This window comes from Rhodococcus sp. FW305-130, assembly GCF_058788335.1.
The window spans coordinates 230,324-255,755 of the sequence record NZ_JBYTAP010000001.1; the positions used below are offsets into that span (position 1 = coordinate 230,324).

Consider the following 25,432-nt stretch of genomic DNA (forward strand, 5'->3'; position numbering starts at 1 on the left):
CCGGCTCAGGGTGTGGGCACTACCAGGGGCAGCATCTGCTGGACGCTCTCCGAAAGATAGTTCGCGGCAGTCTGATCACCGGACAGGTGGCGAAGAAGACTCTGCTGGAACAGGCCGTCGAAGATCGCGTACATCGCCGGCGAGGTGACCGAGGGCTCCACGTCGAGAAGCTCGGCATAGCGAGAGACGATGCGCCAGATCATGTTTTCGAGACTCTCGTCGATCGCGGCCACGTCGGTTCGGAACGACTCCTCGAACATCGACTGCGCGCGCAGGTCGTACCAGAGGCGGTGCATCGTCGGCTCGTCGATCATGGTCTCGGCGAGCAGCGCGCCGAAACCCGTTTTCAGTTCCTCCGGCGTCTGAGCGGTGGCGACGATGCCGTCGTAGCGGGTGACGCAGCGTGCCTTGTAGTGGCGCACGCAGTGGGTGATGAGATCGACCTTGTCGCTGAAGTAGTAGTGCAGGACGCCGTGTGAGAACTCCGAATTCTGGGCGATTTCGCGCAGGCTCGTGCGTGCGTAGCCCAGTTCGGCCAGCGTTTGCAGTGCGGCCTCGGCCAGTTGATCACGTCGCTCGGAGAATTTGTCGACCTGACGACGTGACACCTTGTCTGCGTTGGACCGCTTCTCCGAAGAGACAGGAACCGCCTTTTTTCCTGCCCCACTTGGCTTCTCGACTGTCGTGGTCACGATGGCACGTCCTGTTCCCTGCGATTTCCACAGCGGCACGATCGCCGCGTCCGAATCAGTGTAACCCCTGGTCTTTGACGGGCGTGTAACAAAATCTTGACAGTCGTCAAGATTTCTCTTGACACTCGTCCAAAGTTGAATACTCTGTGACTCACACCACTTGGCAGCGTCGCTGTGAACGGTGGCATCGCGAGAGTCGTTTCAGTCATGGAGGCAGTCGAAAATGAGCGTGTTTGATCTCGAGGGACGAAAAGCACTGGTCACAGGTGGTGCCAAGGGGCTTGGAGCCGGAATGGCTGAGGCGTTGGCGAAGGCGGGGGCGTCGGTGATGATCGGCGATGTTCTCGAAGACGAAGGTCGTGCCACCGCAGAGGCCGTTGGTTCGGGCGGAGTCAAAACCGGCTTCGTAAAGCTGGACGTCACCGACGACGCCAACTGGGAAGAGGCAGTCGCCGCCACCGCGGAGACTCTCGGCGGCTTCGACATCCTCGTCAACAACGCAGGCATCGAGATTTCCTCGCTGGTGGTCGACCTCGATCCGGGCGACATCCGCCGTATGTGTGAGGTCAACATCCTCGGAACAGCGCTCGGAACCAAACACGGACTCCGCAGCATGCGTCCGGGTGGCGTAGCCGGAACCGGCGGCTCCATCATCAACATCTCTTCAGTGGCCGCAACCATTCCGTTTCCCGGGATCAGTGGATACTCCGCGACCAAGTCCGCGGTCGATCGCTTCACCAGAGTTGCCGCCGCCGAGTCGGGCAAGCTCGGCTACGGAGTCCGCGTCAACTGCATCTACCCGGGCCTCGTCGCCACGGAGATGGGTCTCGGACTCGCGGCGGACATGGAGAAGCTCGGCCTCTGGCCCAGTGCCGAAGCGGCAGTCGGCGACGTCATCGGTCTCACCCCGCTCGGCCGCCTCGGTGAAGTGAACGACATGGCTGACGCCGTGGTGTTCTTGTCCTCCGACGCCGCGCGATTCATCACCGGAATCGGCCTACCGGTCGACGGTGGCATGGGCATGTAACTGCCCTCCCCATTCGTACGTACACCCTCCTCACGTCTTCGAAAGGTTCCACGAACATGTCCGAAAAGAAGCCCGTCATCGTCTACGGCGTCTCCGGGTACACCGGCCGTCTGGTGTGTGAATACCTGCGCGAGTTCAACATCCCGTTCATCGCAGCCGGTCGCGACGCCGCTCGCATCCAAGAGGTCCTCGACAAGATCCCCGGTTTGGACACCGTCGATCACGAGGTCGTCGAGGTCGAGCACACGGTCGAGGCTCTGACCGAATTGTTTACCGGCGCACAGGTTGTCAGCAACATGGTCGGGCCGTTCATCAAGCTTGGCGGCACCGTCGTCGAGGCTGCGTTGAATGCCGGTTGCCACTACATGGACACCACCGGTGAGCAGGACTGGGTACTCGACGTCCAGGAGAAATTCGGCGACAAGTACCAGGAGAAGGGTCTGCTTCTCTCGCCCGGTATCGCGCAGATGTACACCACCGGTGAGATCGCGGCCAACATCGCACTGGAAACGCCGGGTCTCGATACGCTCGACATTCTCGTGCTGTGGAAGGGATTTCCCACCTACGCCTCCACTCAGACGATCTTCACCATCCTCAAGGCGAACTGGTACTACCTCGAGCAGAACAAGTACGTGCAGTGGGCGCCCGGCCAGACTTTCGACGTCGTCGTTCCCGGCCAGCACGAAACTGCGCTTGCATTGCCGTGGGGCGGAACTTGCCACCCCGTGTGGTTCAAGAACGATCCGCGAGTTTCCAACGTCAAGGCTGCGGGCGGGGTGTTCGACCGCACCGTGATGGAAGGTGTTGTCGCGACACAGAAGATCGTGGAGGAGCAGATCAAGACCCTGCCCGCCGACGAGCAGGAAGCCGCCTTGGCCGAGATCGCCGGTTCGGTTCAGGCGGGTATGCCCCCTCGTGAAAATCCGCGCATCAACACCTCACTCGACTCCGTCTACGCGTCGGGTCCGCTGGGTCGCTCGCACGTCGTGATCCACGGAAACTGCAACTACAAGCAGACGGGCCTCCTACACGCTTATGCAGCGCATTCCTTGCTTCAGCAGGCGCCCAAGAGGACCGGGCTTGCCTCGGCCTGCCAGGCGTTCGGCCATCGCGAACTACTCGGCGCGCTACGTAGTTTCGGGCTGGCTCTGGAGCCGGAAGTAACCATCAACGCCTAGCTCGTCGCCCTCGTCATCATGTTCACGGCTCCCGGCGTGCATCGCGCCGGGAGCCCCGCCCTGGAGGCTCCCCATGCGTTTGACCGACTATCTCGACAAGGGAGCCTCTCTTGGTTCCACCGCACCGTGTTTGACGATGGGGGAGCGCACTCTCTCCTACGGCGAGGTGCAACAGTTCAGCCGACGCTTCGCAGCTTCGCTCGCGGCTTCGGGCATCGCGGCGGGCGAGAAGGTCGCGATTCTGTCCGGCAATGACCCGATCTCGTTCTCCTGCGTATTCGGTATCAGTAGGGCTGGCGCGGTCTGGTGCCCGATCAACCCCCGCAACGAAGCTGCGGAGAACCGAGACCTGTTGGATCTGTTCGATTGTCGCGCTCTGTTCTTCCAGAAGTCCTATGCGCCGCTCGTCGACCAGATCAAGGACGCGCTTCCACAGTTGGTGACGCTCGTCTGTATCGACGGCGAATGGGATTCGGCACAGTCCCTCGAAAGCTGGCTCGGGGAAGAAGAACTCGACGCCGCGGCGCCCGACGACGTCACCATGCTGGTCGGTACCGGTGGTACGACGGGCCGCCCCAAGGGCGTGATGTTGACCGGGCACAACATCGAGACGATGACCGCAATCACTTTGATGAGTTATCCATTCGAGGGGCGCCCGGTGTATCTGGCGTTGGCGCCGTTGACTCACGCCGCCGGTGTTTTGTGCTTCCCGATCATGGCCCTCGGCGGCGAAGTGGTGATCATGCCGAAGCCCGATCTCGGGTACTTCCTCGCGAACGTTCAGAAGCACAAGGTGACTCACACCTTCCTGCCGCCGACGCTCATCTACATGTTGCTCGAGCACGAGGACCTCGCGGTAACGGATCGTAGCTCGCTGCAGTGTTTCTGGTACGGCGCGGCACCGATCTCCCCGACCAGGCTAGAGGAGGCGATCGACAAGATCGGACCGGTCATGGCTCAGCTGTTCGGGCAGAGTGAAGCCCCCATGATGATCTCGACGATGTCACCGAAGGAGCATTTCGGCCCGGACGGCACTGTCGCAACGTCACGACTTTCGTCGGCGGGTCGACCGTCGCCGCTGGTGACCGTGGGGATCATGGACGACAAAGGCGCGCTGCTCGGACGTGGCGAGCGTGGTGAGGTGGTGATTCGCAGTTCGTTGGTGATGGCGGGTTATTACAAGAACTCCGACGCAACCGCGGAAGCGTCAGCCCACGGCTGGCATCACACCGGCGACATCGGGTACCTGGACGAGGACAATTTCCTGTTCATCGTCGATCGTGCGAAGGACATGATCATCACCGGCGGTTTCAACGTCTATTCGGTCGAGGTGGAGCAGGCACTCATGGCGTATCCGGGGATTCAGGACTGCGGAGTGATCGGGTTGCCGGACGACAAGTGGGGCGAACGTGTTGTGGCAGTGGTGCAGCCACACCTCGGCGCAGACATCGACGGCGCCGAGGTGATGGCTTTCGTGAAGTCTCGCATCGGAAGTGTGAAGACTCCGAAGCAAGTCATCGTCTGGGACGATCTACCTCGCTCCAAGGTCGGCAAAGTTCTCAAGAACGAGATCAAGAGCGAGCTGACTGGCTGAGATCACGACTCGCACACCACGTCTTCGGCGGGCAGTGAGCCGTCGAGCAGGTACGAGTTGACGGCGGCGTTTGCGCAAGTATTCGCGTAGCCCGGGAACACCGCATGAGTGCGGCCTGGAACTGTCACGAGCCGTGAGCCTTTCATCGCTTCGTGCATGCCGAGGCCTTCGTCGTACGTCGTGCGGGTGTCACCGGTTGCCTGGATCTGCAATGCCGGAACGTTGTTGTCGATGTCGATCCGCTTCGGGGCCTCACTGCGCCAGAACGCGCAGGGCATGATCGTGTTGTGCGTGCCGGCGAAGATCGGCTGATCACCACGGTGCTCCTCCAACTTGTTGCGATACCACGCGGGATCGCTCGGCATCGACACGTCTCCGCAGACAATGGCGATTGTTCCGGCATAGTCAGGGCCGGTCCCCAATTCGGTCTGGAACCACGCCTGCATCAGTCCCGTCAGCTGGGGATGGATGTCCTCGACGGTCTTGCCTGCGGCGAGTTCGCGCAACTGAACCAATACCTGCGCGAATGCCTCGCTTTCCTTTTCGGTGTCCCCGGTTCCGTTGACGTACATCAGGAATGGAAGGACGTGATCGTCGACGGCGTAGTCACCGATCTGAATCGGAGTGGTGGCAGCGTCCGAGATCAGCTTCTCGATGAGGGCGCGAACTTCGGCGGGCGTCGATCCGAGTGCATAGGTGGAATTGCGTTCTGCTGCCCACTGTGAGAATCCGTCGATCGCTTTCTCATTGGCCGGGCCCATGTCCTGGAACATCTCGTAACCGTATTTCTTCGGGTCCGGTGCGCTGTCGAGAACCACACGGTCGATCCTGTCTGGGAACATTTGCGCATAGTTCGCACCAAGATATGTGCCGTACGACCACCCGAAGTACGACGCCTTCTCCTGGTCGAGGGCGCCACGAATCACGTCGAGGTCGCGGGCGATGTTCTGAGTATTGATGTGCGGCAGATAGTCCGGGTACTTGTCCCAGCATGTGTCAGCGGCCTCGCGTGCGAGCGCAACACTTTCGTTCCACCCTTCCTCTGTGGTACCGGGTGAACGCATCCATGTCATCTGCTCGACGCCGCAGTCGATCGGCGTGCTCTTGCCGAGCCCTCGGGTGTCCATGCCGATGACGTCGTATGCCGCTGCGACTTCCGGTGTCATCCCGGCATTCAGAATCGCGGGCAATCCCGGTCCTCGGCCACCCGGGCCACCAGGGTTGGTGAGCAAGATCCCGCGTCGCTGTGCAGGGTCGGTGGACGCGACCCGCGAGATCGCCACTTCGATCGTCTTGCCGTCAGGTGCGGAATAGTCCAAAGGTACTGTGACCATGGCGCAGTCACTTGCCGTCGATGTTCCGGTGTCTGTGGCGCATGGCCCCCATTCGACATCCTGGTCGTAGAACGCGCTGAGATTCGATTGTGGATCTTCCTGCGGAGCAGCAGGATCCGAGCACGCCGACAGCGCAGGTACTGCGAGTGCGGCAGCGGCGATTGTGGTAGCCAGCCACTTTCGTGGTCGAGGCGTGCGTGATCTGGGCATGATGGATCCAGTCATTGTCGTGTCGTGTCCTTGTTTCGAGCCCATTTTCGGGCAGCGTTGATCACCCCACTTCCGATGTGGGGATTCAGTGGCGGAGTTTCAGGGTCGAGACTGGCGGGCAGCGAACTCGGCCGCTACAGCCTTCGCGAATCTTTCCTGGGTCGGGGTTCTTCGATCTGCTTGGTGCTCGCGCAGCACCGCTACCAACCGGGTGGGTGAAGGGCGTTCCGGTGCGGCCTGTTCAGGAAGCACTCTCTCGGTGAAATCGCAGAACTGAATGGCAAGGGCCGCAATCGTGTCGGCGTCCGCCGGAGCGTCGGTGAGGGCGTACATGCGAGTAATCAATTCGATTGCCTGCTCGCGGTTCGGCTTCGCCAACGCCCGGCGGTGTGCGCTCAGGAGTGAATCGCAGACTTCGGGATCACCCCCGGAGACGGTGAGCGCGAGGATCAGGAGTTCGCGCTCGTTGTCGATCCACGCTGTCGGCGCACCGGCAACGACATACTGTGCGAGCACTTCCGAAAACGCGTCGGGTAGTTCGGGATCGGCGTTGCGGCGTAGCGACTCGATGTGAGCACGTTGAACCGCGATCTGTTCGGCCTTGGCTGCCAGTTCCTTGTCGAGTGCGTCGAGTGCGGACCGGGTGTCGTGAGCGTCGCCGTCGAGCAGTTCGGCGATCTTGGCAACAGGAATCCCCAGATCGCGCAGGCGGCGGATGCGGCTCAGTCGTGCCAGGTCCACCGCCCGGTACATGCGGTAGCCGTTGGGTTGGCGTTGTGGTTCTTCGAGAAGCCCGTTCGAGTGGTAGTAGCGCACGGATCTGACGGTGGTGCCGGCCAGATTCGCCAGCTCGCCGATGGTCATCATCGCCTCGCCCTCCCGTTTGTCGATTCGGATTTCGTCTGTGGAAACCATTCTCCAACCCTGACGCGGCGTCAGGGTCAAGGTGCGCGCCGGAGAACGTGACCGTTGACACGTTAAGGACATAGCCTTAATCTGGATTTTGTCCGTTACGACATCGTCGATTCCGAGGAAGTGCCTTGATGGCTACCCTTTTGCCTGCGGCAACGATCTTTCCGATCCCCACCGATCCGCTTGCTGCCTATGGTCCACTTGTCGCTCGCCGGAATCCCGAGTCCGTAGTTGCGGCGCCGTACGAACACTTTGCGGTCAAGGCGGTCACGCCGACGATCGGAGCGGAAATCTCCGGCATTCGACTCGGTGGGGACCTGTCTGATGCCGTGATTGCGGAACTTCGCCGCGCTCTCCTCGAATGGAAAGTCCTCTTCTTTCGGGATCAGGACCTCGGCCGAGCAGAACATCGAGCTTTTGCCGAGCGTTGGGGCGATCTCGAACAGCATCCGTTCTTCAAGTACACGCAGCCAGGGCAGACGGACGTCGATGTCACGACGCTGGCCAAGGATGCGATGGTCGGCGGCGTCGAGAACAACTGGCACAACGACGTGACGTGGCACGAGTTTCCTTCATTTGCAGCCGTACTTCGTGCAGTCGAGGTGCCAGAGGTGGGTGGTGACACGTTGTGGGCTGACACCGCTGCTGCCTACGATCTGCTTCCGGAAGACGTCAAGAAGCGTATCGACCCGCTTGTTGCAGAACATGATTGGATCAACTCGTTCGGCAGGTCGATGCCGGCGGATGCGGTCGAGATGTTGCGTCCGAAGTTCCCCGCGGTGCAGCATCCGGTGGTTCGGGTCATTCCGGAAAGCAGCAGGCGGGTGTTGTTCGTCAACATGACCTTCACGCAACGGATCTTGGGTGTATCCGAAGAGGAATCGAACGAACTTCTCACGATGCTGTATCGCCACGTCAATCGTCCGGAATTCCAGGTCCGACTGAAGTGGGAGCCGAATACTGTTGCCTTCTGGGACAATCGGACCTGCCAGCATTACGCGGCCAGTGACTACTTCCCGGCTCGTCGTGTGATGGATCGAATCTCGATTGTCGGCGATCGGCCAGTGGGCGTCGGGGACTGATACGACACTCAGCGCCTCACGATGTCTACTACGAATAGTAGTAACGCACCTCACATAGTTTTTCGACGCTTTGTCGATATGATTTCGACAAGGCGTCGATAAAAGTCGGCGTAACTCGCACCGACGACTTTGGAGCTCCCCGAATGTTCCTCGCCCTGCGTGAACTGTGGTTTGCGCGAAATCGATTCCTCTTGATGGGTGCCGTGGTTGCCCTCATCTCGATCCTGATGGTGATCCTGTCCGGCCTCTCGTCCGGCCTGGTCAACGACGGTGTGTCCGCTTTGCAGCGGACGCCGATTCAGGCGTTTGCCTTCGCGCCGGACACCAAAGCCGACTCGGCGTTTTCGCGCTCGGTCGTCACCGAGGAGCAGGCCCAGGCATGGCGCATGCAACCCGATGTCCAAGACGCCGAACTGTTCGGAAACATGATCGTCAATGCAAAAACTCGCAGTGGCACGCCTGTCGATCTCACGCTCTTCGGTATCGAACCTGGCTCCTTCCTCGAGCCCGTCACCGCCGACGGGAGGGGACTGCAAGCCGACACGGACATCATCGTCAGCTCTACCTTCCGTGATGATGGTGTTGCGATCGGTGACACGGTGATACTCGATCGACTCGGTACGGAGCTGACAGTTGTCGGATTCACCGAAGACAAGCGCACTTTCGGGCACGTAGACGTCGCCTACCTGCCCCTGCGTACCTGGCAGGAGGTTCACGCCGGTGCCAAGATCGGCGAAACCGCCAACGCCAGTGCGTATTCCGAAGCGAGTGTTGTCGCGATTCGCGGGCTGGACGATACACTGCCGGACCTCGTATCGGGCGATGCGGCGGCGGGAACGTCCGCAAAGACGCTCGAGGAATCTTTCGACTCCTCACCGGGCTTCTCCGCGGAAATGATGACAATGTCGATGATCAAGGCGTTTCTGTACGCGATCTCCGCACTGGTCGTCGGCGCATTCTTCAGTATCTGGACAGTTCAGCGTGGTCGCGAACTCGCAGTGTTGCGTGCGATGGGAGCCTCCACCGGCTTCCTGCTTCGCGACGGCATGGCACAGGCACTCGTAGTGCTGCTTGGTTCCATCGGCATCGGTGTGTTGCTGGGCTTGGGGCTCGGCTCGGGACTCGAAGGCGGTGGGATGCCGTTCGCTCTGGAGTCCGGTCCTGTCGTCAACGGCGGAGTGCTCTTGGCGGTACTCGGGCTGATCGGCGCAGCCGTTTCCATCGTCCGCGTTACTCGTGTCAACCCGCTCACCGCATTGGGAGAAAACCGATGACCACAGTCGAAAAAACCACTACCGGACTGGTATTGACCGCTGTCAGTCTTCACTTCGGTGACGGTGACTCCACCGTGCTCGCCCTCGACGACGTGGACCTCGAGGTCACGGGCGGCGAACTTGTCGCGATCGTCGGGCCGTCAGGGGCTGGAAAGTCGAGCTTGCTCGCTGTGGCCGGCGGACTCGGTCGGCCGTCGAGTGGAACGATTGTCATCGACGGCGTCGACGTGTCGGCGATGCCGGCCCGTGCATTGGCCAAACTGCGACGAGACAAGGTCGGCTTCGTCTTTCAATCGGGCAATCTGATTCCAGCGCTGACGGCGCGCGATCAGCTTCGGCTGATTCCCAAGCTCACGGGGCGGCCTGGTCGCGATCCCGAGGAATTGCTCGACTCGGTCGGTATGAGCCACCGTGCGGATCGTCGACCTGGTCAACTCTCCGGCGGTGAACGACAGCGCGTCGGTATCGCTCGGGCATTGATGAGCAATCCCTCGCTACTGCTCGTCGACGAGCCGACGGCTGCTCTCGACCGAAAACGTAGCCATGAGGTGGTTGAACTGCTCTCGCGCGAAACTCACGAGGCCGGCGTCGCTACGATCATGGTGACCCACGATCACGACGTGCTCGGGCACTGCGACCGCATCCTCGAAATGGTTGACGGTCGATTGCGTCAGAGCGAGTAAGCCCGCAAGGGGACTGGAGGAGATTCGGTGCCGAGGATCGATGCCCCCACTGTGGTCGAGCATCGTGCTGCTCAGCGCCGTGCCCTCCTCGACGCTGCACACGCTCTTCTGTCCGAGACCCCGGACCGGCCGCCGGGGCTCGGTGAGGTGGCAGCGAAGGCCGGGCTCGCCAGGTCGAGTGCCTACCACTACTTCCGGTCCCGAGAAGATCTCCTCAGTGCCGTCGTCGAAGATATGTTCCCGCGCTGGAACGACAAGATCGTCGAGGCGATGGCAGGCGCAGACGATCCGATATGGGCTTACGTCGAAGCAAACCTCCAACTGGTAGCCGACGGGGAGCATGCGATAGTCGGAGCGCTGGCGACGCTGACCCCGCAAACGTTTCGGGATTCGCGGATCATGGAAATGCACGACAGTCTTGTGCTCCCGCTTGTCGAGGCCCTTCGCCTCCGTGGCGTGTCGGACCCGAAGCTCACCGCCAAGTTGATCAACTCGCTGGTGCATACGGGTACTGAACTGATCGAATCCGGTTGCAGCATGGACGAAGTCAGGTCCGCCGTGCGTGAGGTCCTCGCGTGACGGGCAGCCTCAGGCCGTAAGCAGATCCATCCGAAGGTACTCGGTGATGCGGAGCAGTCTCGGGGGTTGGGACACATCTGAGGAAAGTGCTTGAAATGCTTCGTCTTTCGCGACGAGGCGCGGGGCGCCGAGGCTCACCTCCGTCTCGTCGACCGACAGTCGAGCGCTTCCCGCTTTCAAGACGTTCTGCACCCAGTCCGAGCCTGATCCGTACACCAGAATGAAGACATAGCCACCCTCGACCGGATAGGCGTCGAGAGGGGTCCGGTAGGTCGTGCCGGATGTGCGTCCGACGTGTGTCAGTACCGGCCATTTCCCGCTCGAGATCGCACGAGGATTGAACACTCGCTTGTTGACATGTCCCCACCATCTCGGCATCGGCATTGCGGTCTCCCTTCGCGAGCGCCTTACGAACGTAAGGCTGACTTACACCTGTAAGGGTGACTTACGGATGTAAGGTTGTCAACGTATTCGTTCCTCGGAGGGGAGTCTGTGTGTCACGGCAACCGCGACAGTCGCTGAACAGGACTCGCGTGATCGAGGGTGCGATCCGCGTTGCCGACGCGGGTGGTGTCGAGGCCGTCACGATGCGACGGGTGGCCCAGGAGTTGGGCATCGAGGCGATGTCGCTCTACCACCACGTTCCCAACAAAGATGCGATTCTCGACGGCGTCGTCGATGCGGTCTTCGAGGCGATCGACCTACCCGACGGCGAGTGTGCGGATTGGCGAGATGCAATCCGTGGACGCGCCTTTTCCGCTCGCACAGTCCTGTCGCAGCACCGTTGGGCTCTCGGTTTGCTGGATTCGCGACGCAACCCTGGCTCGGCGACCCTGCGTCATCTCGACGCTGTGCTCGGAGTCCTCCGGAAGGCCGGGTTCACGCTGCCGATGGCCGCCCACGGAGCCTCGCTGATCGACAGTTACATCGGCGGATATGTTCTCCAGGAGGCGAATCTGCCGATGAGCGCACCCGGCGACGTCGAAGAAGTTGCGAGTGACATCCTCGAGCGCCTTCCGGCTGAAGAGTTGCCCTTCCTTCACGAGATGATCGTCGATCACGGTCTGAGTCCGGCTTACGACCACACGCGTGAGTTCGCCTACGGTCTCGATCTCATCCTCGATGCGCTGGAGGCGCGCCGAGGCTAGCGGCGAACCGGCACGTGCTTGGTGACTATCCGGTGGATCAGGCGAGCAGCGGTCCGGGCAGTGCGATTGTCGATGTCGAGGCTCGGGTTCAGTTCGGCGACATCGAGAACCGCGAGCTTTCCGCTGGATGTGACTCGATCACATACGTATTGGATTGTTTCCAGGCTGACGCCGTAGGCCGCGGGTGCGCTGACGCCCGGCGCCACGGCGGCGGGAAGCACGTCGAGGTCGATGGTCAGGTAGACCAGATCGACGTCGTCGAGGAAGTCTGCGAGGAACTGATCCACGACGCCTCGACCGATCACTCCGCATTCTTCGTCGAGCAGATAGCGAACGCCAAGGCGGTGAGCCGTATCGAACAGAGCAGTGGTGTTGCTCGGTTGGCTGATTCCGATCACGCTGTACTGATGTGAGGTGCCTGCCGCGGCTTCGTCCTCGGCGATCTGACGAAAGGGCGTGCCGGAACTGGGGATCGGGTCGCCACGTAGATCGAAGTGCGCATCCAAGTTGAGGATTCCGAGTTTGGCTCCGGCGGTTCGCAAGTCGGAGCCCGCGACGCCGAGGTATGTACCGTAGGCGATTTCGTGTCCTCCCCCGAGAACCACGGGGAAGTGTCCCGAATCGAGCGCAACGCTGACGGCGTTCCCGAGTGCGGCCTGACCGGCCTCGAGGTCTTCACCCGACACGGCAACGGTTCCCGCGTCCTGAATCTGCAGTGGTTCGGCCAGCGCCATGGAGGCCAACCCCGCTCGCAACGCGTCTGGGCCGTTCGCGGCACCGCGACGGCCCTTGTTGCGGCGGACTCCTTCGTCACTGGAGAATCCGATCAGAACACAGTCGCCGGGAGCTGTTTCGGCTGAATACGGTTGCACGGCATGATGCCACCGCAGATGCTCGGCAGTGGTGCCGTCGGAGCGCCCGGTCCACGGCTTGGGTTCGATGTCGACTGCGATCTGATGTGCCACGACGGCCTCCCGGTGAGTGTATTTCAGTAGCTTGTGGCGAGTGTGCCGTTTTTCCAGACCTCGCGCACCAGAGGGACGCCCGGGCGGTAGGCGAGGTGGAGGTACGACGGTGCATCGAGCGCGATGGCGTCGGCACGTGTTCCGAGAGAAAGGGTTCCGACGTCGGTGCGCTGCAGCGCCCGAGCGCCACCTGCAGTGGCTGCCCAGACTGCCTCAGCGGGCGTCATGTGCATGTCTCGCACCGCAATTGCGATGCAGAACGGAAGGCTCGTGGTGTAACAGGTACCGGGATTGCAGTCGGCGCCCAGAGCTACGGTGACTCCGGCGTCCAGCAGTGCGCGGGCGTCGGGGTACTTGTTGCGGGTGGAGAAGTCGGCGCCGGGCAACAGTGTTGCTACGGTGGAACTCTGAGCCAGGGCGTCGATGTCCTCGGCGGTGACGTACGTGACGTGGTCGACGGACGCTGCTCCCATCTCGACGGCGAGCTGAACTCCTGGCCCTTCGCCGAGTTGATTGCCGTGAACTCGGGGGGTCAGTCCGGCGGCGACGCCTGCGCTCAGGACTGCATGAGCCTGTTCGCGGTTGAACGCTCCTCGCTCGCAGAAGACATCGATCCACTTTGCGTGTGGCGCACAGGCAGGGATCATCTCGTCGCACGCCATGGCGACGTAATCATCGGCGCGGCCGGCATATTCGGGTGGTGGAACATGGGCGGCCAGCAGTGTGACCTCGTCGGTGAACTGCCCGGCGATCAGTGCGCTGCGTAGTTCGCTCTCGGTGTTCTGCCCGTACCCGGTCTTGCATTCGACGGTTGTGCTGCCCGAGCGCAGGGATTCGTCGAGTAGGCGCCGAACATTGGCCTGCAATTGTTCGTCGGTGGCCGAGCGCGTCGCTTCGATGGTGTTGCGAATGCCGCCGGCGGCGTACATCTCTCCCGCCATGCGAGCTGCGAATTCCTCGGCCCGCTCGCCACCGAACACCAGGTGTGAGTGACTCTCCACGAAGCCGGGGAGCAGGGCCCGACCGCCGATATCCTGACCGATATCGGCAGCCGGGGCGTCGGCGGAATCGCCGACCCAAGCAACAACGCCGTCGTCGAAAACGATTGCCGCGTCGTGTCGTACGCCGAGCTTGCCCTCACCCAGAGTCGGGTCATTGGTGACGAGGGTTCCGATGTTGGTCAGAACTGTGGTTCGAGAACCATTCGTGGTCAATGTAATTCCTAACTCAGTGTGAGGTGGTGGAGCTGTTTCAGTTCTCGGTCATCGGGATACGGACGCCGCGCGTGGCCGCCGTGTCGATGGCGTGGTCGTATCCCGCATCCGCATGCCGGATGACGCCCATCCCGGGATCGTTGGTGAGAACCGCTTCGAGCTTCTTGGCTGCGAGTTCGGTGCCGTCGGCGATGCACACCTGTCCCGCGTGGATGGAGCGTCCCATACCGACGCCGCCGCCTTGGTGAAGTGAAACCCACGAAGCGCCGGACGCGGTGTTGACCAGGGCGTTGAGCAGCGGCCAGTCGGCGATCGCGTCGGACCCGTCGATCATCGATTCGGTTTCGCGGTACGGCGAGGCGACCGATCCCGAGTCGAGGTGATCGCGGCCGATGGCGATCGGCGCGGACAGTTCGCCCGAGGCGACCATCTCGTTGAACTTGAGGCCCGCGAGGTGGCGCTCACCGTATCCGAGCCAGCAGATGCGGGCCGGAAGGCCCTCGAAGGCAACCTTTTCGCCTGCCATGGTGATCCAGCGACGCAGGTGCTCGTTCTCGGGGAAGAGTTCGAGGATGGCCTTGTCGGTGGCCTCGATGTCCTTGGGATCACCGGAGAGAGCTGCCCAGCGGAAGGGGCCGAGACCTTCTTCGAAGAGCGGGCGGATGTAGGCCGGAACGAATCCTGGGAAGTCGAAAGCGCGGTCGTAGCCGGCCTTGCGGGCCTCGTCACGGATGGAGTTGCCGTAGTCGAACACCTCGGCGCCGGCGTCCATGAATCCGACCATGGCCTTGACGTGCGCGGCCATCGCGTTGCGGGAATCTTCGGTGAACTTCTGCGGATCCTTCTCCGACATGATCTTCATGTCGGGGAAGTCGATCCCGATCGGCAGGTAGGCGAGGGGATCGTGCGCCGAGGTCTGGTCGGTCACGATGTCGATGGGGGCCTTCATCTCCAGCAGCGCCGGGAAGATCTCTGCCGCATTGCCTTCGAGGCCGATGGAGAGCGGCTTCTTGGCGTCGCGTGCCGCTGTCGCCAGTTCGAGCGCGTGCTCGATGCTGTCGGCCTTGGTGTCGAGGTACTTGTGGGCGATACGACGGTCGATGCGGGTGATGTCGCAGTCGACGCAGATCGCGACGCCGTCGTTCATGGTGACGGCGAGAGGCTGGGCGCCGCCCATTCCGCCGAGACCTGCAGTGAGCGTGATCGTTCCGGCGAGCGATCCGTTGTAGCGCTTCTTCGCAATGGCGCCGAAGGTCTCGTAGGTGCCCTGCAGGATTCCCTGGGTGCCGATGTAGATCCAAGAGCCTGCGGTCATCTGGCCGTACATGGTCAGGCCGAGGTCTTCGAGGCGGCGGAACTCTTCCCAGTTCGCCCAGTCACCGACGAGGTTGGAGTTGGCGATCAGCACTCGCGGTGCCCACTCGTTGGTGCGGAAGACACCGACCGGCTTGCCGGACTGCACCAGCATGGTCTCGTCGTTCTTCAGCGTCTTCAGTGTGGCGACCATGGCGTCGAATGCCGCCCAACTACGTGCTGCGCGACCGGTTCCGCCGTAGACGACGAGGCTGTCCGGGTGCTCGGCAACATCGGGGTCGAGGTTGTTCATGAGCATGCGCAGGGCGCCCTCCTGCTGCCAACCGAGCGTCGTGAGCTCGGGGCCGCGGGGAGCACGGACGGGGCGCGGCTCGTGGCCGGGGGTGCTGATTTCCATGGTGTTCTCCTTGCTTAACTGAAGTTCGAAAGATGTTGGGGGATCAGACGCGAGAGTCGGTCATCGCGGTGTGATCGGGGTAGATCATCGACGAAGGTGGATTGCTGGTGCGTTTGGCGAGCGGGTAATAGATCAGCCCGGTGAACACGATGCCGACGATCCAGGAGATGTCGGCGCCGCCGAGCATGTCCGTGACGGGGCCGGTGTACATCTTCTGGGCGAGGAACGGGATCTGGGCGAGAACGCCGGCGGCGTAGCAAGCCAATGCGGTGAAGTTCCATGCTCCGTATCGACCGTTGACGTCGTAGAGCGCCGGAATGTCGATGCGCTCCTTGGAGATCAGGTAGTAGTCGATCAGATTGATCGCACTCCACGGCGTGAACACCATCAGCAACACCAGGACGAAGTTCTTGAAGTTGTCCAGGAAGTCGGCGCTGGCGGCGATCGCGATCAACACCGAGACGGCGGTGAATCCGAGAATGTAGAGGGTACGGGCGGTGCTCGAGATTCGCGACTGGCCGTTGAAGGCTGTGACGGTGGTCAGGATCGACATGAATCCGCCGTACGCGTTGAGCACGTTCACCGTCAGCTTGCCGACCAGGATGACGAAGTAGATCAGGAAGGCGATGGCAGCGGGTCCGGCCAGATCTCCCATGAAGCCGACCTGGTTACCCAGGAACGCGTCGCCGGCGCAGGCCGCGACGAGGGCGCCGAAGGTCATGGACCACTGTGATCCGATGACGCTACCGAGGAACGTCGACCAGAAGGTAGTTCTCTCGGAGGTGCTGCGCGGCAGGTAACGCGAGTAGTCGGCGACGTACGGGCCGAACGTGAGCTGCCAACCGGCGCCCAGCGAGATCGCGAGCAGGAAGGTGACGATGTCGAAGCCCTTGATACCGACGTACGAGGCGACGTCGTACTCGAGGAACAGTCGAACGGCCAGGTAGGAGAATCCGACGATGCCCACGACGGTGGCGATCCTGCCGACGATGTGGATCAGCTTGTAGCCGGTGACCGCGACGAATGCGGTGAGGAGACCGAAGACGACGATGCCGACGGTGGGGCTGTCGATGTGCAGGATCTTGTTGACGGCTTGGCCGGCCAACACGGTGCCGGTGGCAGCGAAGCCGAGGTACATCAGGATGACGAGAACTAGCGGTACGACGGCTCCCTTGACGCCGAACTGGGCGCGACTCGAGATCATCTGGGGGAGGCCCATGCGCGGGCCCTGTGCGGAGTGAAGCGCCATGACAGCGCCACCGAAGATGTTGCCGATCAGAAGTCCGACGATTGCCCAGATGGCGTCCGCGCCGAATACGACGGCGAGAGCACCGTCGACGATTGCCGTGATCTGCATGTTGGCGCCGAACCAGAGAGTGAACTGGCTGCGCGGGGTGCCGTGTCGTTCTGCATCCGGGACGACGTCGATAGTGCGTCGTTCCGGAGTGAGGATGACCTCGGCCGGTCCATCGTGAGTCATAGGCCTGTCTTTCTGCTGCGAGCCCGTCGAGCGACGGAATCGACGTCGGGGTATTGCCCACCTTCTTCGTGCTTGGTGCTTTGCGCCTGGTGCTCTGTGCGCTGGGTCACTGTCACTGCGGATAAATGTATATGCCTGTATATACAGGCGTCAATACCTGAAACCCGATTTCGCGTAAATGCTGTGTAACACCGCTCGAGAATCAGAAACCCTTACCAGGGTTGAGGATTCCGAGTGGATCGAACGCGGCCTTGATCGATCGGTGCAGTTGCATGCTGTCCTCACCGAGCTCGAGAGAGAGCCAGCGACGCTTCAGAACGCCGACGCCGTGCTCTCCGGTCAGAGTTCCGCCGAGTTCGAGAGCACGCCGGAAGACCTCGTCCGCGGCGGTCCACACGGCTTCGGGGACCGAGCCGTCGGCTGTGCGGTCGAAGACGAAGGTCGGATGGACGTTGCCGTCACCCGCGTGCGCGACGGTCATGATCTTGACCGAGTGCTCGGCGGCAGCCCGGTCGATACTTTCGAGCATGTCGGGCAGTTTCGACCGCGGGACCCCGACGTCTTCCACCAGACATTGCCCGAGTCGTTCGGATGCAGGATAGGCGAGTCGGCGAATCTCGAGTAGCTGTGCGGCTTCTGCTGCGTCCTGTGAGACGGCGACAAAATCGGCGCCGGCCTGCTCGAAGTGCTTCTGCATCGCCGCGGCTGCTGCGTCGGCGTCGACCCCATCGGCCTGTGCGATCAGCATCGCGGCGGTGTTGTCTTCCAACCCGATTCGTTTCCAGTCGTCGACTGCGCGAAGGGTTGCTCGATCGATCAGCTCCAGCAGGCTCGGCCCGATCCCGTCGCGAACGACCGCGGCAACCGCCTCCGCTGCGGAGTGGAGAGAATCGAAACTGCCGACGACGGTGACAGGTGCTCTCTTGGGCTTGGGCTGCAACTTGAGCGTGGCACTCGTGACGACTCCGAGTGTTCCTTCCGAACCGACGAGAAGACTGGTCAAGTCGTATCCCGCAACACCTTTGACGGTCCTTCGGCCTGTCCGCACGATCCGACCGTCGGCGAGCACAACCTCGAGACCCAGGACTGAATCGCGGGTGACGCCGTACTTCACGCAACGCAGCCCACCGGCGTTGGTGGCGATGTTTCCGCCGATCGTGGAGATCTCGAAGCTGCTCGGATCGGGGGCGTACATCAGCCCGTACTCGTCTGCTGCTCGACTGATGTCAGCGTTGATCACCCCGGCTTCCACGACAGCGAGCTGATCGTCCGGATTGACCTCGAGAATCGAGCGCATGCGAGTGGTCGAGATGACCAGGCAGCCATCGACGGCTGCCCCGCCACCCGCCAAACCGGTCCCCGCACCGCGGGTTACCACCGGGACACGTTGAGCAGTAGCCCATTTCAGAGCCTCGGAAATGTCGGCCGCAGTTTCAGCGAGCATGACGGCTGCCGGATGGCCGGGTTCGGCGAGATGGGCCTCGTCGCGACGGTACGAGTCCATTACCGCCGGGTCGGTGATCAGGCGACTCGAACCGATCGACCGAGCGAGTTCGTGGACGGACATTCTTTTCTCCAGTCGGTCAAAGGTTTTGTGCGAGAGCATCCACAGCGGCGATCACGGCGTCTTCTGCGGCCCGCTCGCCGACGGTGACCCGCACCCCCTCGCGGGGGAACATCCGGACCGAGACACCCTGGGCGACGCAAGCCGCTTCTAGTGCAGAAGCTCTCTCGCCGAGAGGGATCCAGACGAAGTTCGCTCCGCTGGGGACGGACTCGACGCCGCGCACAGCGAGTTGCTCACGTAGGTGAGCGCGACCCGCGGTTACCGTTTCGACTATCGAATCGGTGTGCGCCGGATCGGTCAGCGCTGCGCAGGCCGCGGCCTCGGCAACGGCGCTGAGCCCGAAGGGCGGTGCCGCGCTGGAAAGATCCGCTGCGATCGCCGGATTGGTGACGGCATAGCCGGCACGAAGGCCGGCCAATCCGTAAGCCTTGGAGAAGGTTCGGAATACGACGATGTTGGGAAAGGCTCGAAGCAGGTCGACGCCGTCGACATCGCCGGTCGCGAACTCCCGGTAAGCCTCGTCCAGAAGGATGAGGACGTCACCCGGGATCGAGCGGGCGAACGAGATGAACTCGGCGGTCGAGAACTCGCTTCCGGTCGGATTGTTGGGGTTGCAGACGAGTACCGCGCGGGTCTGCGGAGTCACGGCTGCCGCCATTGCACTCAGATCGTGCCGATGTTCGGAATCGAGTGCGACGGGTACACCGCTCGCCCCGGCGATTCCGATCAGAATCGGGTACGCCTCGTAGCTGCGCCACGGGTAGACGACTTCGGTGCCCGGGCCCGTGTATGCGGTCAATACCTGCTGGAGCAGTGCCAACGACCCGGCGCCGACCAATACCTGGTCGTCGCCGACGCCCAGGCGGTCGCTCAACCGGGCGATCAGCGTGTCGCCGAACAGCGACGGATACAAGTGCGAGTGTGAGGCCGCGAGATTGACGGCCGCGAGAATTGCCGCCGAGGGTGCAACCGTCGACTCGTTGCTCGACGCCCGCCACCGAACCTGCTCGAGGCCGGCGGCTTTGGAGTATCGAGGGAGTGCTTCGATTTCGGGTCGGGGGCGAGGCCGCAGCGCTCCGGGCGCGCTCATGCCAGGGCGCCGATCGCGTTCTCCGCGGCCGCAACGAGTGCACCGGATGCCGCCAAGTCCACCGCGGCCTCGATCTCGGGGGACAGGAAGCGATCGGTGCCCGGCCCCTGCACCTTCTCGCGCAGGGTCCGAAGGACGGCTCCGGTGGCTGGTGAGGGCTCGAGTGGGGATCGCAAATCGATTCCTCGTGCTGCAGTGAGTATCTCGATCGCGAGAACTCGGGTGAGACCGTCGATGGACCGGCGGAGCTTACGTGCACCCGACCATCCCATGGAGACGTGATCTTCCTGCATGGCCGAGGAGGGAATCGAATCGACGCTGGCGGGGCTCGCGAGTCGCTTGAGTTCGGACACGACGGCAGCTTGTGTGTACTGCGCGATCATCAGTCCGCTGTCGACTCCGGGGTCGTCGGCAAGGAAGGGAGTCAGACCGTGGTTGCGCGCAACATCGAGGAAGCGGTCGGTTCGGCGTTCGCTGATACCCGCGACATCCGCGGTCACGATGGCGAGGAAGTCCAAGACGTAAGCCACGGGAGCTCCGTGGAAGTTGCCGTTGGATCGAACCCGTCCGTCGAGGGTGACAACGGGATTGTCGACAGCACTGGCCAATTCGCGCCCGGCGACGAGGCGGGCGTGATCGACGGTGTCGCGTGCGCCGCCGGCGACCTGCGGTGCGCACCGCAGTGAGTACGCGTCTTGAACCCTGGTGCAGTCAGGGCCCGCATGGCTGGCGACGATCGGAGAATCGGCAAGCAGACGCACCATGTTCGATGCGGCCGCGCCCTGGCCGGGGTGGGGGCGAAGCGCTTGGAGGTCCGCGGCGAACACCTGATCGGTGCCGAGCAAGCCCTCGACGCTCATGGCGGCAGCGATGTCGGCCAACTTGAGCAGATGATCGAGATCGGTGATCGCAAGGGCCAGTTGGCCGAGCATCCCGTCGGTACCGTTGATCAGTGCGAGGCCTTCTTTCTCGGCCAGAACCACCGGTTCGAGGCCGTGGGCAGCCAATGCCGTTGCCGCATCGGTGAGTTCACCGTCTGCGGTGCGGACGGAACCTTCGCCGATGATTGCCATCGCCACATGGGCCAGTGGTGCCAGATCTCCCGAGCATCCGAGGCTGCCGTATTCGTGCACCACCGGGGTGATGCCTGCGGTGAGTAGGTCGGCGTACGCCTGTGCGACCACGGGGCGCACTCCGGTCCTTCCGGTGGCGAGCGTCGACAGGCGCAGAAGCATCAAGGCCCGGATCACTTCGCGTTCGACTTCCGGTCCCGATCCTGCCGCGTGTGAGCGGATCAGGCTGCGCTGCAACTGCGTCCGCAGATGCGCCGGAATGTGCCGGGTGGCAAGTGCGCCGAATCCGGTGGAAACCCCGTAGACCGGCGTGGGATCTGCGGCCAGGGCCTCGATGCGTGCACGACTTTCGGCGATCGCGGCCAGTGATTCCGCGGTCAATGCGACGCCGTAACCGTTGCGCGCGACGTCGACGACGTCGGCGATGGTGACAGCGCCGATTCCGACCTCAATGGTTCGGGTGGCTGTATGGGTGGCAGGGGTGGCGTTCATGGGACTCCAATGATGATGCGGCGGTGTTCCAGCAAGTCTTGTATACGAGACTCTAGTCTTGAATATGAGACGAAAACAAGGCCCGCAAAGTACGGAACGGAGAAATTGGCTAAATGTCTGCGGGCGGGGTCTCCACCATTCGATCTCCGAGATCGGCGGAGAACTCGGCGCTGACGGCGCGCACTCGGTCGGCGATCAGGGCACTCTCCTCGGCCGATTTGGAGCCGGAGAGGAAGGTGACGCCGAGAGCTGCGACCGGACGACCGTCCCGCGTGATCACGGGGCTGGCGATGCAATTGATCCCGGATGTCGTCGCATTCTCTTCGACCGCATATCCGCTCTCACGTGCTGCGGCGAGCAGTTCTCGCAGTTCGGCGAGCGTCGACGGTCCCGTTCCGGTCCGCGTCGGCCAGGTGTATCCCTCGTAGAGCGCGCTGATCTGTTCCACGTCCAGACGGCTCAGAATCGCGCGCCCGACTGCGGTGAGATGCGCTGGAAGGCGAGTCCCGATTTCGGTCACCAATCGCACGCCCGGCTTCAGTGGTTCACGTTTGTCGAGGTAGATGACGTCAGACCCCTGTAGTACCGCCAGATGGGACGTCTCATCCGTCGACTGAGTGAGTGCCAGCATGAATCGTTGGCCCTCACGGTGAAGTGGGCCTGAGCGCATGTACGACGCACCGACTTCGAACGCCGAGACGCCCAGGGTCCAGGCGCGTTGATCAGCCCAGTACGAGACGAACCGTCGATCCCGCATGACATTGAGGAGGTGATGCGTCGTACTCTTCGGCAGCTCGAGGGCGCTCGAGATTTCGGCCGTCGCCAGCGGCACACCCCGGCGGGCCAGGAGATCGAGCACGTCGAGCACGCGCTCAGCAGATTTCACGCGACTCGTCGTCATGTGGGGTGTGTCCTTACGAGTAGGTAGGAAATCCGGAGCGGGGAACCACATTGTCTCGGATACGAGACTGAATCGCCAAGCGCTCGGATACGAGACTGAATCGCCAAGTGCTCAGGGTGCCTGGCTGCCGAGTTCCGCGGACAACCGTGCGCAGTGCTCCACCAAGACGCGACCGTGGCTGGCGCAGACCTCGTCCGTCAGACGGAATGTCGGGCCGACGACGCTGAGCGCTCCGGCTATCTGACCGACTGCGTTGTAGATCGGCGCGGCAACTCCGGTCGAGTGATCCTCGATGGTGTCGTGCGCAATGGCGTACCCGCTCTCGCCTACCTTGCCGCTCAACGCTGCGCCGACGGCGGTGCCGTCCAGGGGAACGCTCTGTCCCACCCACCCCATGTGGCGGATCGCGTGCGTGCCCTCGATCTGATCGAGATACAGCGCAGTGTCTTTCGGTCCCATCGTCGACAGGTAGGTCGATTCCCTCGTGGTTTCGGCGATGGCCTTCATCGCGGGCCGGGCTCTCGGCAACAGTTGATTGTCACCGAGAGCGCGAGCTCCGATCTGCAGTAGCCGCGGGCCGACGCGATAGACGTTGTCCTCGCCGCGAACGACGAACTCGGTTTGTTCGAGGCTTCTGATCAGGCGAAGGGCGGTACTGGTTGCCAGATCGGTTGCCTTGGCGGCGTCGCCGAGCGTCAATCCGCCGTGCTCGACGATCGCACCGAGAAGTTCGAACGTGCGATTCGCGCTGCGGGTCACGTCGCCGGGGGCCATGTCCTACTCCAAGTGCCGAGGGATGTCTGCGCTGAATCTATCGCGAGCCCGGCAGTACCTCACCGTGGTGCTCGTCCAGCAGGGGACTGCGGCGGACATCGGGGCGTCGGCTCTCACCGAACACGACGGGTTGTCGTACGTAGGAGATCTTTCCTGCTACCGGGTGCTCGAACGATTCGACGACTCCGCGATACTCGGCCTGTGCGGAGGTGAGTGCCTGCTGGACGTCCCAGATCTCCGAGCCGGCGAGGCCCGCGTCGCCGAGAATGCCGACCACGTCGGCGACGGTCTTTCCGGCAGCCCAGTTTTCGATCTCCTTGCGCAGTGCCGGCTCGTTCTCGGTCCGGGCGGTGTCGTCGGCAAATCGAGGATCTGCGATCAGGTCGATGCGATTCATCGTCTGCGCCAATTTCTCGAAGCCGGATTGGCTCGCAACCGCGAGGACAAAGAGTCCGTCGTCGGCCCGATAGGTGTCGAATGGTGTCGACACCGGATGACGGTTACCGACGCGTGGGGGAGTGAGCCCGGTGGATTGCAGTTGGCTGTGTGCTGTCGGCAGCATGGCGAGCATGCTGTCGAACATCGCGACGTCAAGGTGCTGCCCGAGTCCGGTCGCCCGTGCACTCAGCAGGGCGGTACTGATTCCCCAGGCGGCGAACAGCCCGGCGACCAGGTCTCCGAACGACTCACCCAACCGTGTCGGCCCTGATTCCTCCGAACCGGTGATGCTCATGATTCCCGAAAGAGCCTGGACTACAAGGTCGTAGGCGGCGGCGCCGGACATGGGTCCGTCCTGGCCGAAACCGGAGATCGACGCGTACACGATCCGCGGATTGCGAGCCCGCGCGGCCTCGTAGTCGATTCCCAGGCGCTTGGTGACGCCAGGGCGAAAGTTTTCGACGACGACGTCGGCGGTCTCGATGAGCGTCAGCAGCGCCTCACGGTCCTCGTCATTCTTGAGGTTGAGTGCCACCGAACGCTTGCCACGATTGAGCACGTTGAAGTAGATGCTCTCGCCGTCGCGGAACGGGCCGAGGTGCCTCGAGTCTTCACCGTGTTCGGATTCGATCTTGACGACGTCCGCACCGGCGTCGGAAAGCAGTGCGGTGCAGTAGGGTCCGGCGAGGACGCGCGAGAGGTCGATGACCCGGATGCCGTCGAGTGGTGGAAGTGCAGACATGTCCGTGCCTTTCAGAAATCGGTGGAACGCGGCGACGGAGCGTTGCCGGCAATGGTGAGCAATTGGATCTGCGAGGTGCCCTCGAAGATGCGGAGAATGCGGCAATCGCGGTACAGGCGTTCGATTTCCGATTCGCGCATGAATCCCGCGCCACCGTGGATCTGCACGGTTTGATCGACGATCGAGAAGCAGGCCTCGGTGGCGACGTACTTCGAAATCGATGCGGCGCGGCGGATGTCCTGACCGGCGTCCTTGACGTCGGCGGCCCAGTCTGCGGTGACGCGTGATGCGACCAGTTGCGCGTCGCAGCCACCGAGGAGTAGCTGAATTGCCTGGAAGTCGAAGATCGGCGTGCCGAACTGCTTTCGCTCGGTGGCGTACTCACGTCCCAGTTCCCAAGCGCGCAAAGCGATGCCGTTCGCCATTGCCGCCACGTCGATGCGCGCACGGTTCAGTGCGGTCAAGGCGATGTTGCCGCCGCGACCTTCGGTGCCGATCACCGAGTCGAGCGGCAGCACGACGTCGTCGAGGTAGACGGTATATGTCGGAGCCGAACGAATTCCCATCTTGTCCTGCGGCTCCGAGTAACTGATTCCCGGAGTGCCCTTGGGGACGACGAAGGCGGTGATGCCGCGGAATCCTGCGCTCGGGTCCGTCTTGGCGAAGAGCACGACCAGGTCGGCTTCCTTCGCGTTGGAGATGTACGTCTTGGATCCGGAGAGATGCCAGCCGTCGTCCTCGCGTCGAGCGACGGTACGCATCGAGGCGATGTCGGAGCCGGCGTCGGGTTCGGTGAGTGCAAATCCGGCCAGCAGTTCGCCCGACGCGATCTGGGGCAACCAGCGGTGCTTCTGCTCTTCGGAACCGCCGACGAGAATCGGCTCGAGGCCCAGGTAGTGCGCGGTGTAAATCGATGCCAGTGCGGCGTCGGTGCGTGCAACTTCTTCGATGGCGACCAGTTGGGTTCGTGTCGACAGGCCCAGACCGCCGAATTCCTCCGGCACGGAAATGCCCATGAGGTCCTGCTGTCCGAGGCGCTTGACCAGCTGCGCCGGGAACTCTTTGGATTCGTCGCGTGCGGCTGCTCCGGGTTGGATCTCGGCGTTGGCGAAGGCTCGGACGGTGCTGCGGAACTCAGCGAGATCAACGCTGTCGATGTCGTGCGCGGTCTGGGTGGTCACGGGGGCTCCTTCGAAGCGAGGTAGTTCACGAATTTCATCTAATGGAATCTAATTGCCACTAGTTGGCGCGACTGACTATGGCTGAGGGTGG

General features: G+C 62.6%; 23 protein-coding genes. 8 read left to right on the forward strand and 15 right to left on the reverse strand.

Annotated features, from left to right (window positions below):
* Positions 1 to 5: 5 nt before the first annotated feature.
* The gene (locus AC3WQS_RS01175) at positions 6 to 608 is read right to left on the reverse strand and encodes a TetR/AcrR family transcriptional regulator (RefSeq protein ID WP_020909198.1); all 603 of its coding nucleotides are present in this window, start codon (positions 606 to 608) and stop codon (positions 6 to 8) included.
* Between the two features lie 307 nt (positions 609 to 915).
* Between AC3WQS_RS01175 and AC3WQS_RS01180 the strand changes: the two genes are divergently transcribed.
* The 3 genes from AC3WQS_RS01180 to AC3WQS_RS01190 all read left to right on the forward strand — a co-directional run bounded on the left by AC3WQS_RS01180 (position 916) and on the right by AC3WQS_RS01190 (position 4,491).
* Entirely contained in the window at positions 916 to 1,719 is an 804-nt protein-coding gene (locus AC3WQS_RS01180; RefSeq protein WP_019745372.1) for an SDR family NAD(P)-dependent oxidoreductase, read from the forward strand.
* 56 nt (positions 1,720 to 1,775) lie between these two features.
* Positions 1,776 to 2,897 (forward strand): DUF5938 domain-containing protein, encoded by a 1,122-nt coding sequence (locus AC3WQS_RS01185; RefSeq protein WP_019745371.1) that lies wholly within the window; start codon positions 1,776 to 1,778, stop codon positions 2,895 to 2,897.
* A 73-nt stretch (positions 2,898 to 2,970) separates the two neighbouring features.
* On the forward strand, positions 2,971 to 4,491 hold the full coding sequence (locus AC3WQS_RS01190) for an AMP-binding protein (RefSeq protein WP_019745370.1): 1,521 nt from the start codon (positions 2,971 to 2,973) through the stop codon (positions 4,489 to 4,491).
* Positions 4,492 to 4,493: 2 nt separating this feature from the next.
* Here AC3WQS_RS01190 and AC3WQS_RS01195 read toward each other — a convergent pair whose 3' ends face one another.
* The gene (locus AC3WQS_RS01195) at positions 4,494 to 6,035 is read right to left on the reverse strand and encodes an alpha/beta fold hydrolase (RefSeq protein WP_492713033.1); all 1,542 of its coding nucleotides are present in this window, start codon (positions 6,033 to 6,035) and stop codon (positions 4,494 to 4,496) included.
* Between the two features lie 99 nt (positions 6,036 to 6,134).
* A complete protein-coding gene (locus tag AC3WQS_RS01200; RefSeq protein WP_279219484.1) occupies positions 6,135 to 6,950 on the reverse strand; it encodes a MerR family transcriptional regulator in 816 nt (271 codons plus the stop codon).
* Between the two features lie 128 nt (positions 6,951 to 7,078).
* Between AC3WQS_RS01200 and AC3WQS_RS01205 the strand changes: the two genes are divergently transcribed.
* The 4 genes from AC3WQS_RS01205 (at position 7,079) to AC3WQS_RS01220 (ending at position 10,565) form a co-directional block, all read left to right on the forward strand.
* The gene (locus AC3WQS_RS01205) at positions 7,079 to 8,029 is read left to right on the forward strand and encodes a TauD/TfdA dioxygenase family protein (protein ID WP_492713034.1); all 951 of its coding nucleotides are present in this window, start codon (positions 7,079 to 7,081) and stop codon (positions 8,027 to 8,029) included.
* Positions 8,030 to 8,172: 143 nt separating this feature from the next.
* Positions 8,173 to 9,303 (forward strand): ABC transporter permease, encoded by a 1,131-nt coding sequence (locus AC3WQS_RS01210; protein ID WP_492713035.1) that lies wholly within the window; start codon positions 8,173 to 8,175, stop codon positions 9,301 to 9,303.
* The gene (locus AC3WQS_RS01215; protein ID WP_172932613.1) at positions 9,300 to 9,986 is read left to right on the forward strand and encodes an ABC transporter ATP-binding protein; all 687 of its coding nucleotides are present in this window, start codon (positions 9,300 to 9,302) and stop codon (positions 9,984 to 9,986) included. Before AC3WQS_RS01210 ends, AC3WQS_RS01215 begins: the two co-directional genes overlap by 4 nt.
* Positions 9,987 to 10,013: 27 nt before the next feature.
* On the forward strand, positions 10,014 to 10,565 hold the full coding sequence (locus tag AC3WQS_RS01220) for a TetR/AcrR family transcriptional regulator (RefSeq protein WP_019745357.1): 552 nt from the start codon (positions 10,014 to 10,016) through the stop codon (positions 10,563 to 10,565).
* A gap of 9 nt (positions 10,566 to 10,574) precedes the next feature.
* Here the strand turns inward: AC3WQS_RS01220 and AC3WQS_RS01225 are convergent, their stop codons facing one another.
* The gene (locus tag AC3WQS_RS01225) at positions 10,575 to 10,949 is read right to left on the reverse strand and encodes a nitroreductase family deazaflavin-dependent oxidoreductase (RefSeq protein ID WP_021345589.1); all 375 of its coding nucleotides are present in this window, start codon (positions 10,947 to 10,949) and stop codon (positions 10,575 to 10,577) included.
* A gap of 110 nt (positions 10,950 to 11,059) precedes the next feature.
* Between AC3WQS_RS01225 and AC3WQS_RS01230 the strand changes: the two genes are divergently transcribed.
* Positions 11,060 to 11,713 carry a TetR/AcrR family transcriptional regulator gene (locus AC3WQS_RS01230; RefSeq protein ID WP_031330804.1) on the forward strand — a complete coding sequence of 218 codons (654 nt, stop codon included), beginning with the start codon at positions 11,060 to 11,062 and terminating at the stop codon, positions 11,711 to 11,713.
* On the opposite strand, the gene hutG is transcribed toward AC3WQS_RS01230, so the two are convergent.
* From hutG to AC3WQS_RS01285, 11 genes are all read right to left on the reverse strand, one after another.
* On the reverse strand, positions 11,710 to 12,678 hold the full coding sequence (hutG, locus tag AC3WQS_RS01235) for a formimidoylglutamase (RefSeq protein WP_020970836.1): 969 nt from the start codon (positions 12,676 to 12,678) through the stop codon (positions 11,710 to 11,712). The genes AC3WQS_RS01230 and hutG overlap by 4 nt on opposite strands.
* Before the next feature lie 23 nt (positions 12,679 to 12,701).
* On the reverse strand, positions 12,702 to 13,892 hold the full coding sequence (gene hutI / locus AC3WQS_RS01240; RefSeq protein WP_492713036.1) for an imidazolonepropionase: 1,191 nt from the start codon (positions 13,890 to 13,892) through the stop codon (positions 12,702 to 12,704).
* Between the two features lie 37 nt (positions 13,893 to 13,929).
* A complete protein-coding gene (gene hutU, locus AC3WQS_RS01245) occupies positions 13,930 to 15,603 on the reverse strand; it encodes a urocanate hydratase (RefSeq protein WP_019745352.1) in 1,674 nt (557 codons plus the stop codon).
* Positions 15,604 to 15,646: 43 nt separating this feature from the next.
* A complete protein-coding gene (locus tag AC3WQS_RS01250) occupies positions 15,647 to 17,083 on the reverse strand; it encodes a purine-cytosine permease family protein (protein WP_492713037.1) in 1,437 nt (478 codons plus the stop codon).
* A gap of 202 nt (positions 17,084 to 17,285) precedes the next feature.
* On the reverse strand, positions 17,286 to 18,650 hold the full coding sequence (locus AC3WQS_RS01255; RefSeq protein ID WP_492713038.1) for an FAD-binding oxidoreductase: 1,365 nt from the start codon (positions 18,648 to 18,650) through the stop codon (positions 17,286 to 17,288).
* A 16-nt stretch (positions 18,651 to 18,666) separates the two neighbouring features.
* The gene (locus tag AC3WQS_RS01260; protein ID WP_492713039.1) at positions 18,667 to 19,740 is read right to left on the reverse strand and encodes a histidinol-phosphate transaminase; all 1,074 of its coding nucleotides are present in this window, start codon (positions 19,738 to 19,740) and stop codon (positions 18,667 to 18,669) included.
* Positions 19,737 to 21,305, reverse strand: coding sequence for a histidine ammonia-lyase (hutH, locus tag AC3WQS_RS01265; RefSeq protein ID WP_492713040.1), 1,569 nt, complete (start codon positions 21,303 to 21,305; stop codon positions 19,737 to 19,739). The genes AC3WQS_RS01260 and hutH overlap by 4 nt, the downstream gene beginning before the upstream one ends.
* 109 nt (positions 21,306 to 21,414) lie before the next feature.
* Positions 21,415 to 22,206: an IclR family transcriptional regulator gene (locus AC3WQS_RS01270; RefSeq protein WP_211918862.1), complete on the reverse strand. Its 792-nt coding sequence runs from the start codon at positions 22,204 to 22,206 to the stop codon at positions 21,415 to 21,417.
* A 111-nt stretch (positions 22,207 to 22,317) separates the two neighbouring features.
* The gene (locus AC3WQS_RS01275; protein ID WP_020909174.1) at positions 22,318 to 22,980 is read right to left on the reverse strand and encodes an IclR family transcriptional regulator; all 663 of its coding nucleotides are present in this window, start codon (positions 22,978 to 22,980) and stop codon (positions 22,318 to 22,320) included.
* Positions 22,981 to 23,017: 37 nt separating this feature from the next.
* Positions 23,018 to 24,160, reverse strand: coding sequence for a CaiB/BaiF CoA transferase family protein (locus tag AC3WQS_RS01280; RefSeq protein WP_092764119.1), 1,143 nt, complete (start codon positions 24,158 to 24,160; stop codon positions 23,018 to 23,020).
* An 11-nt stretch (positions 24,161 to 24,171) separates the two neighbouring features.
* Positions 24,172 to 25,341 (reverse strand): acyl-CoA dehydrogenase family protein, encoded by a 1,170-nt coding sequence (locus AC3WQS_RS01285; RefSeq protein WP_070795661.1) that lies wholly within the window; start codon positions 25,339 to 25,341, stop codon positions 24,172 to 24,174.
* Positions 25,342 to 25,432: the final 91 nt, after the last annotated feature.

Excerpts from the sequence above, each read along its gene's own strand:
- AC3WQS_RS01180 (WP_019745372.1), top strand. The coding sequence starts at position 916 with ATGAGCGTGTTTGATCTCGAGGGACGAAAAGCACTGGTCACAGGTGGT.
- AC3WQS_RS01185 (WP_019745371.1), top strand. The coding sequence starts at position 1,776 with ATGTCCGAAAAGAAGCCCGTCATCGTCTACGGCGTCTCCGGGTACACC.
- AC3WQS_RS01190 (WP_019745370.1), top strand. The coding sequence starts at position 2,971 with ATGCGTTTGACCGACTATCTCGACAAGGGAGCCTCTCTTGGTTCCACC.
- AC3WQS_RS01195 (WP_492713033.1), bottom strand. The coding sequence starts at position 6,035 with ATGCCCAGATCACGCACGCCTCGACCACGAAAGTGGCTGGCTACCACA.
- AC3WQS_RS01200 (WP_279219484.1), bottom strand. The coding sequence starts at position 6,950 with ATGGTTTCCACAGACGAAATCCGAATCGACAAACGGGAGGGCGAGGCG.
- AC3WQS_RS01205 (WP_492713034.1), top strand. The coding sequence starts at position 7,079 with ATGGCTACCCTTTTGCCTGCGGCAACGATCTTTCCGATCCCCACCGAT.
- AC3WQS_RS01210 (WP_492713035.1), top strand. The coding sequence starts at position 8,173 with ATGTTCCTCGCCCTGCGTGAACTGTGGTTTGCGCGAAATCGATTCCTC.
- AC3WQS_RS01215 (WP_172932613.1), top strand. The coding sequence starts at position 9,300 with ATGACCACAGTCGAAAAAACCACTACCGGACTGGTATTGACCGCTGTC.
- AC3WQS_RS01225 (WP_021345589.1), bottom strand. The coding sequence starts at position 10,949 with ATGCCGATGCCGAGATGGTGGGGACATGTCAACAAGCGAGTGTTCAAT.
- hutU (WP_019745352.1), bottom strand. The coding sequence starts at position 15,603 with ATGGAAATCAGCACCCCCGGCCACGAGCCGCGCCCCGTCCGTGCTCCC.
- AC3WQS_RS01250 (WP_492713037.1), bottom strand. The coding sequence starts at position 17,083 with ATGACTCACGATGGACCGGCCGAGGTCATCCTCACTCCGGAACGACGC.
- AC3WQS_RS01255 (WP_492713038.1), bottom strand. The coding sequence starts at position 18,650 with ATGTCCGTCCACGAACTCGCTCGGTCGATCGGTTCGAGTCGCCTGATC.
- AC3WQS_RS01260 (WP_492713039.1), bottom strand. The coding sequence starts at position 19,740 with ATGAGCGCGCCCGGAGCGCTGCGGCCTCGCCCCCGACCCGAAATCGAA.
- hutH (WP_492713040.1), bottom strand. The coding sequence starts at position 21,305 with ATGAACGCCACCCCTGCCACCCATACAGCCACCCGAACCATTGAGGTC.
- AC3WQS_RS01270 (WP_211918862.1), bottom strand. The coding sequence starts at position 22,206 with ATGACGACGAGTCGCGTGAAATCTGCTGAGCGCGTGCTCGACGTGCTC.
- AC3WQS_RS01275 (WP_020909174.1), bottom strand. The coding sequence starts at position 22,980 with ATGGCCCCCGGCGACGTGACCCGCAGCGCGAATCGCACGTTCGAACTT.
- AC3WQS_RS01280 (WP_092764119.1), bottom strand. The coding sequence starts at position 24,160 with ATGTCTGCACTTCCACCACTCGACGGCATCCGGGTCATCGACCTCTCG.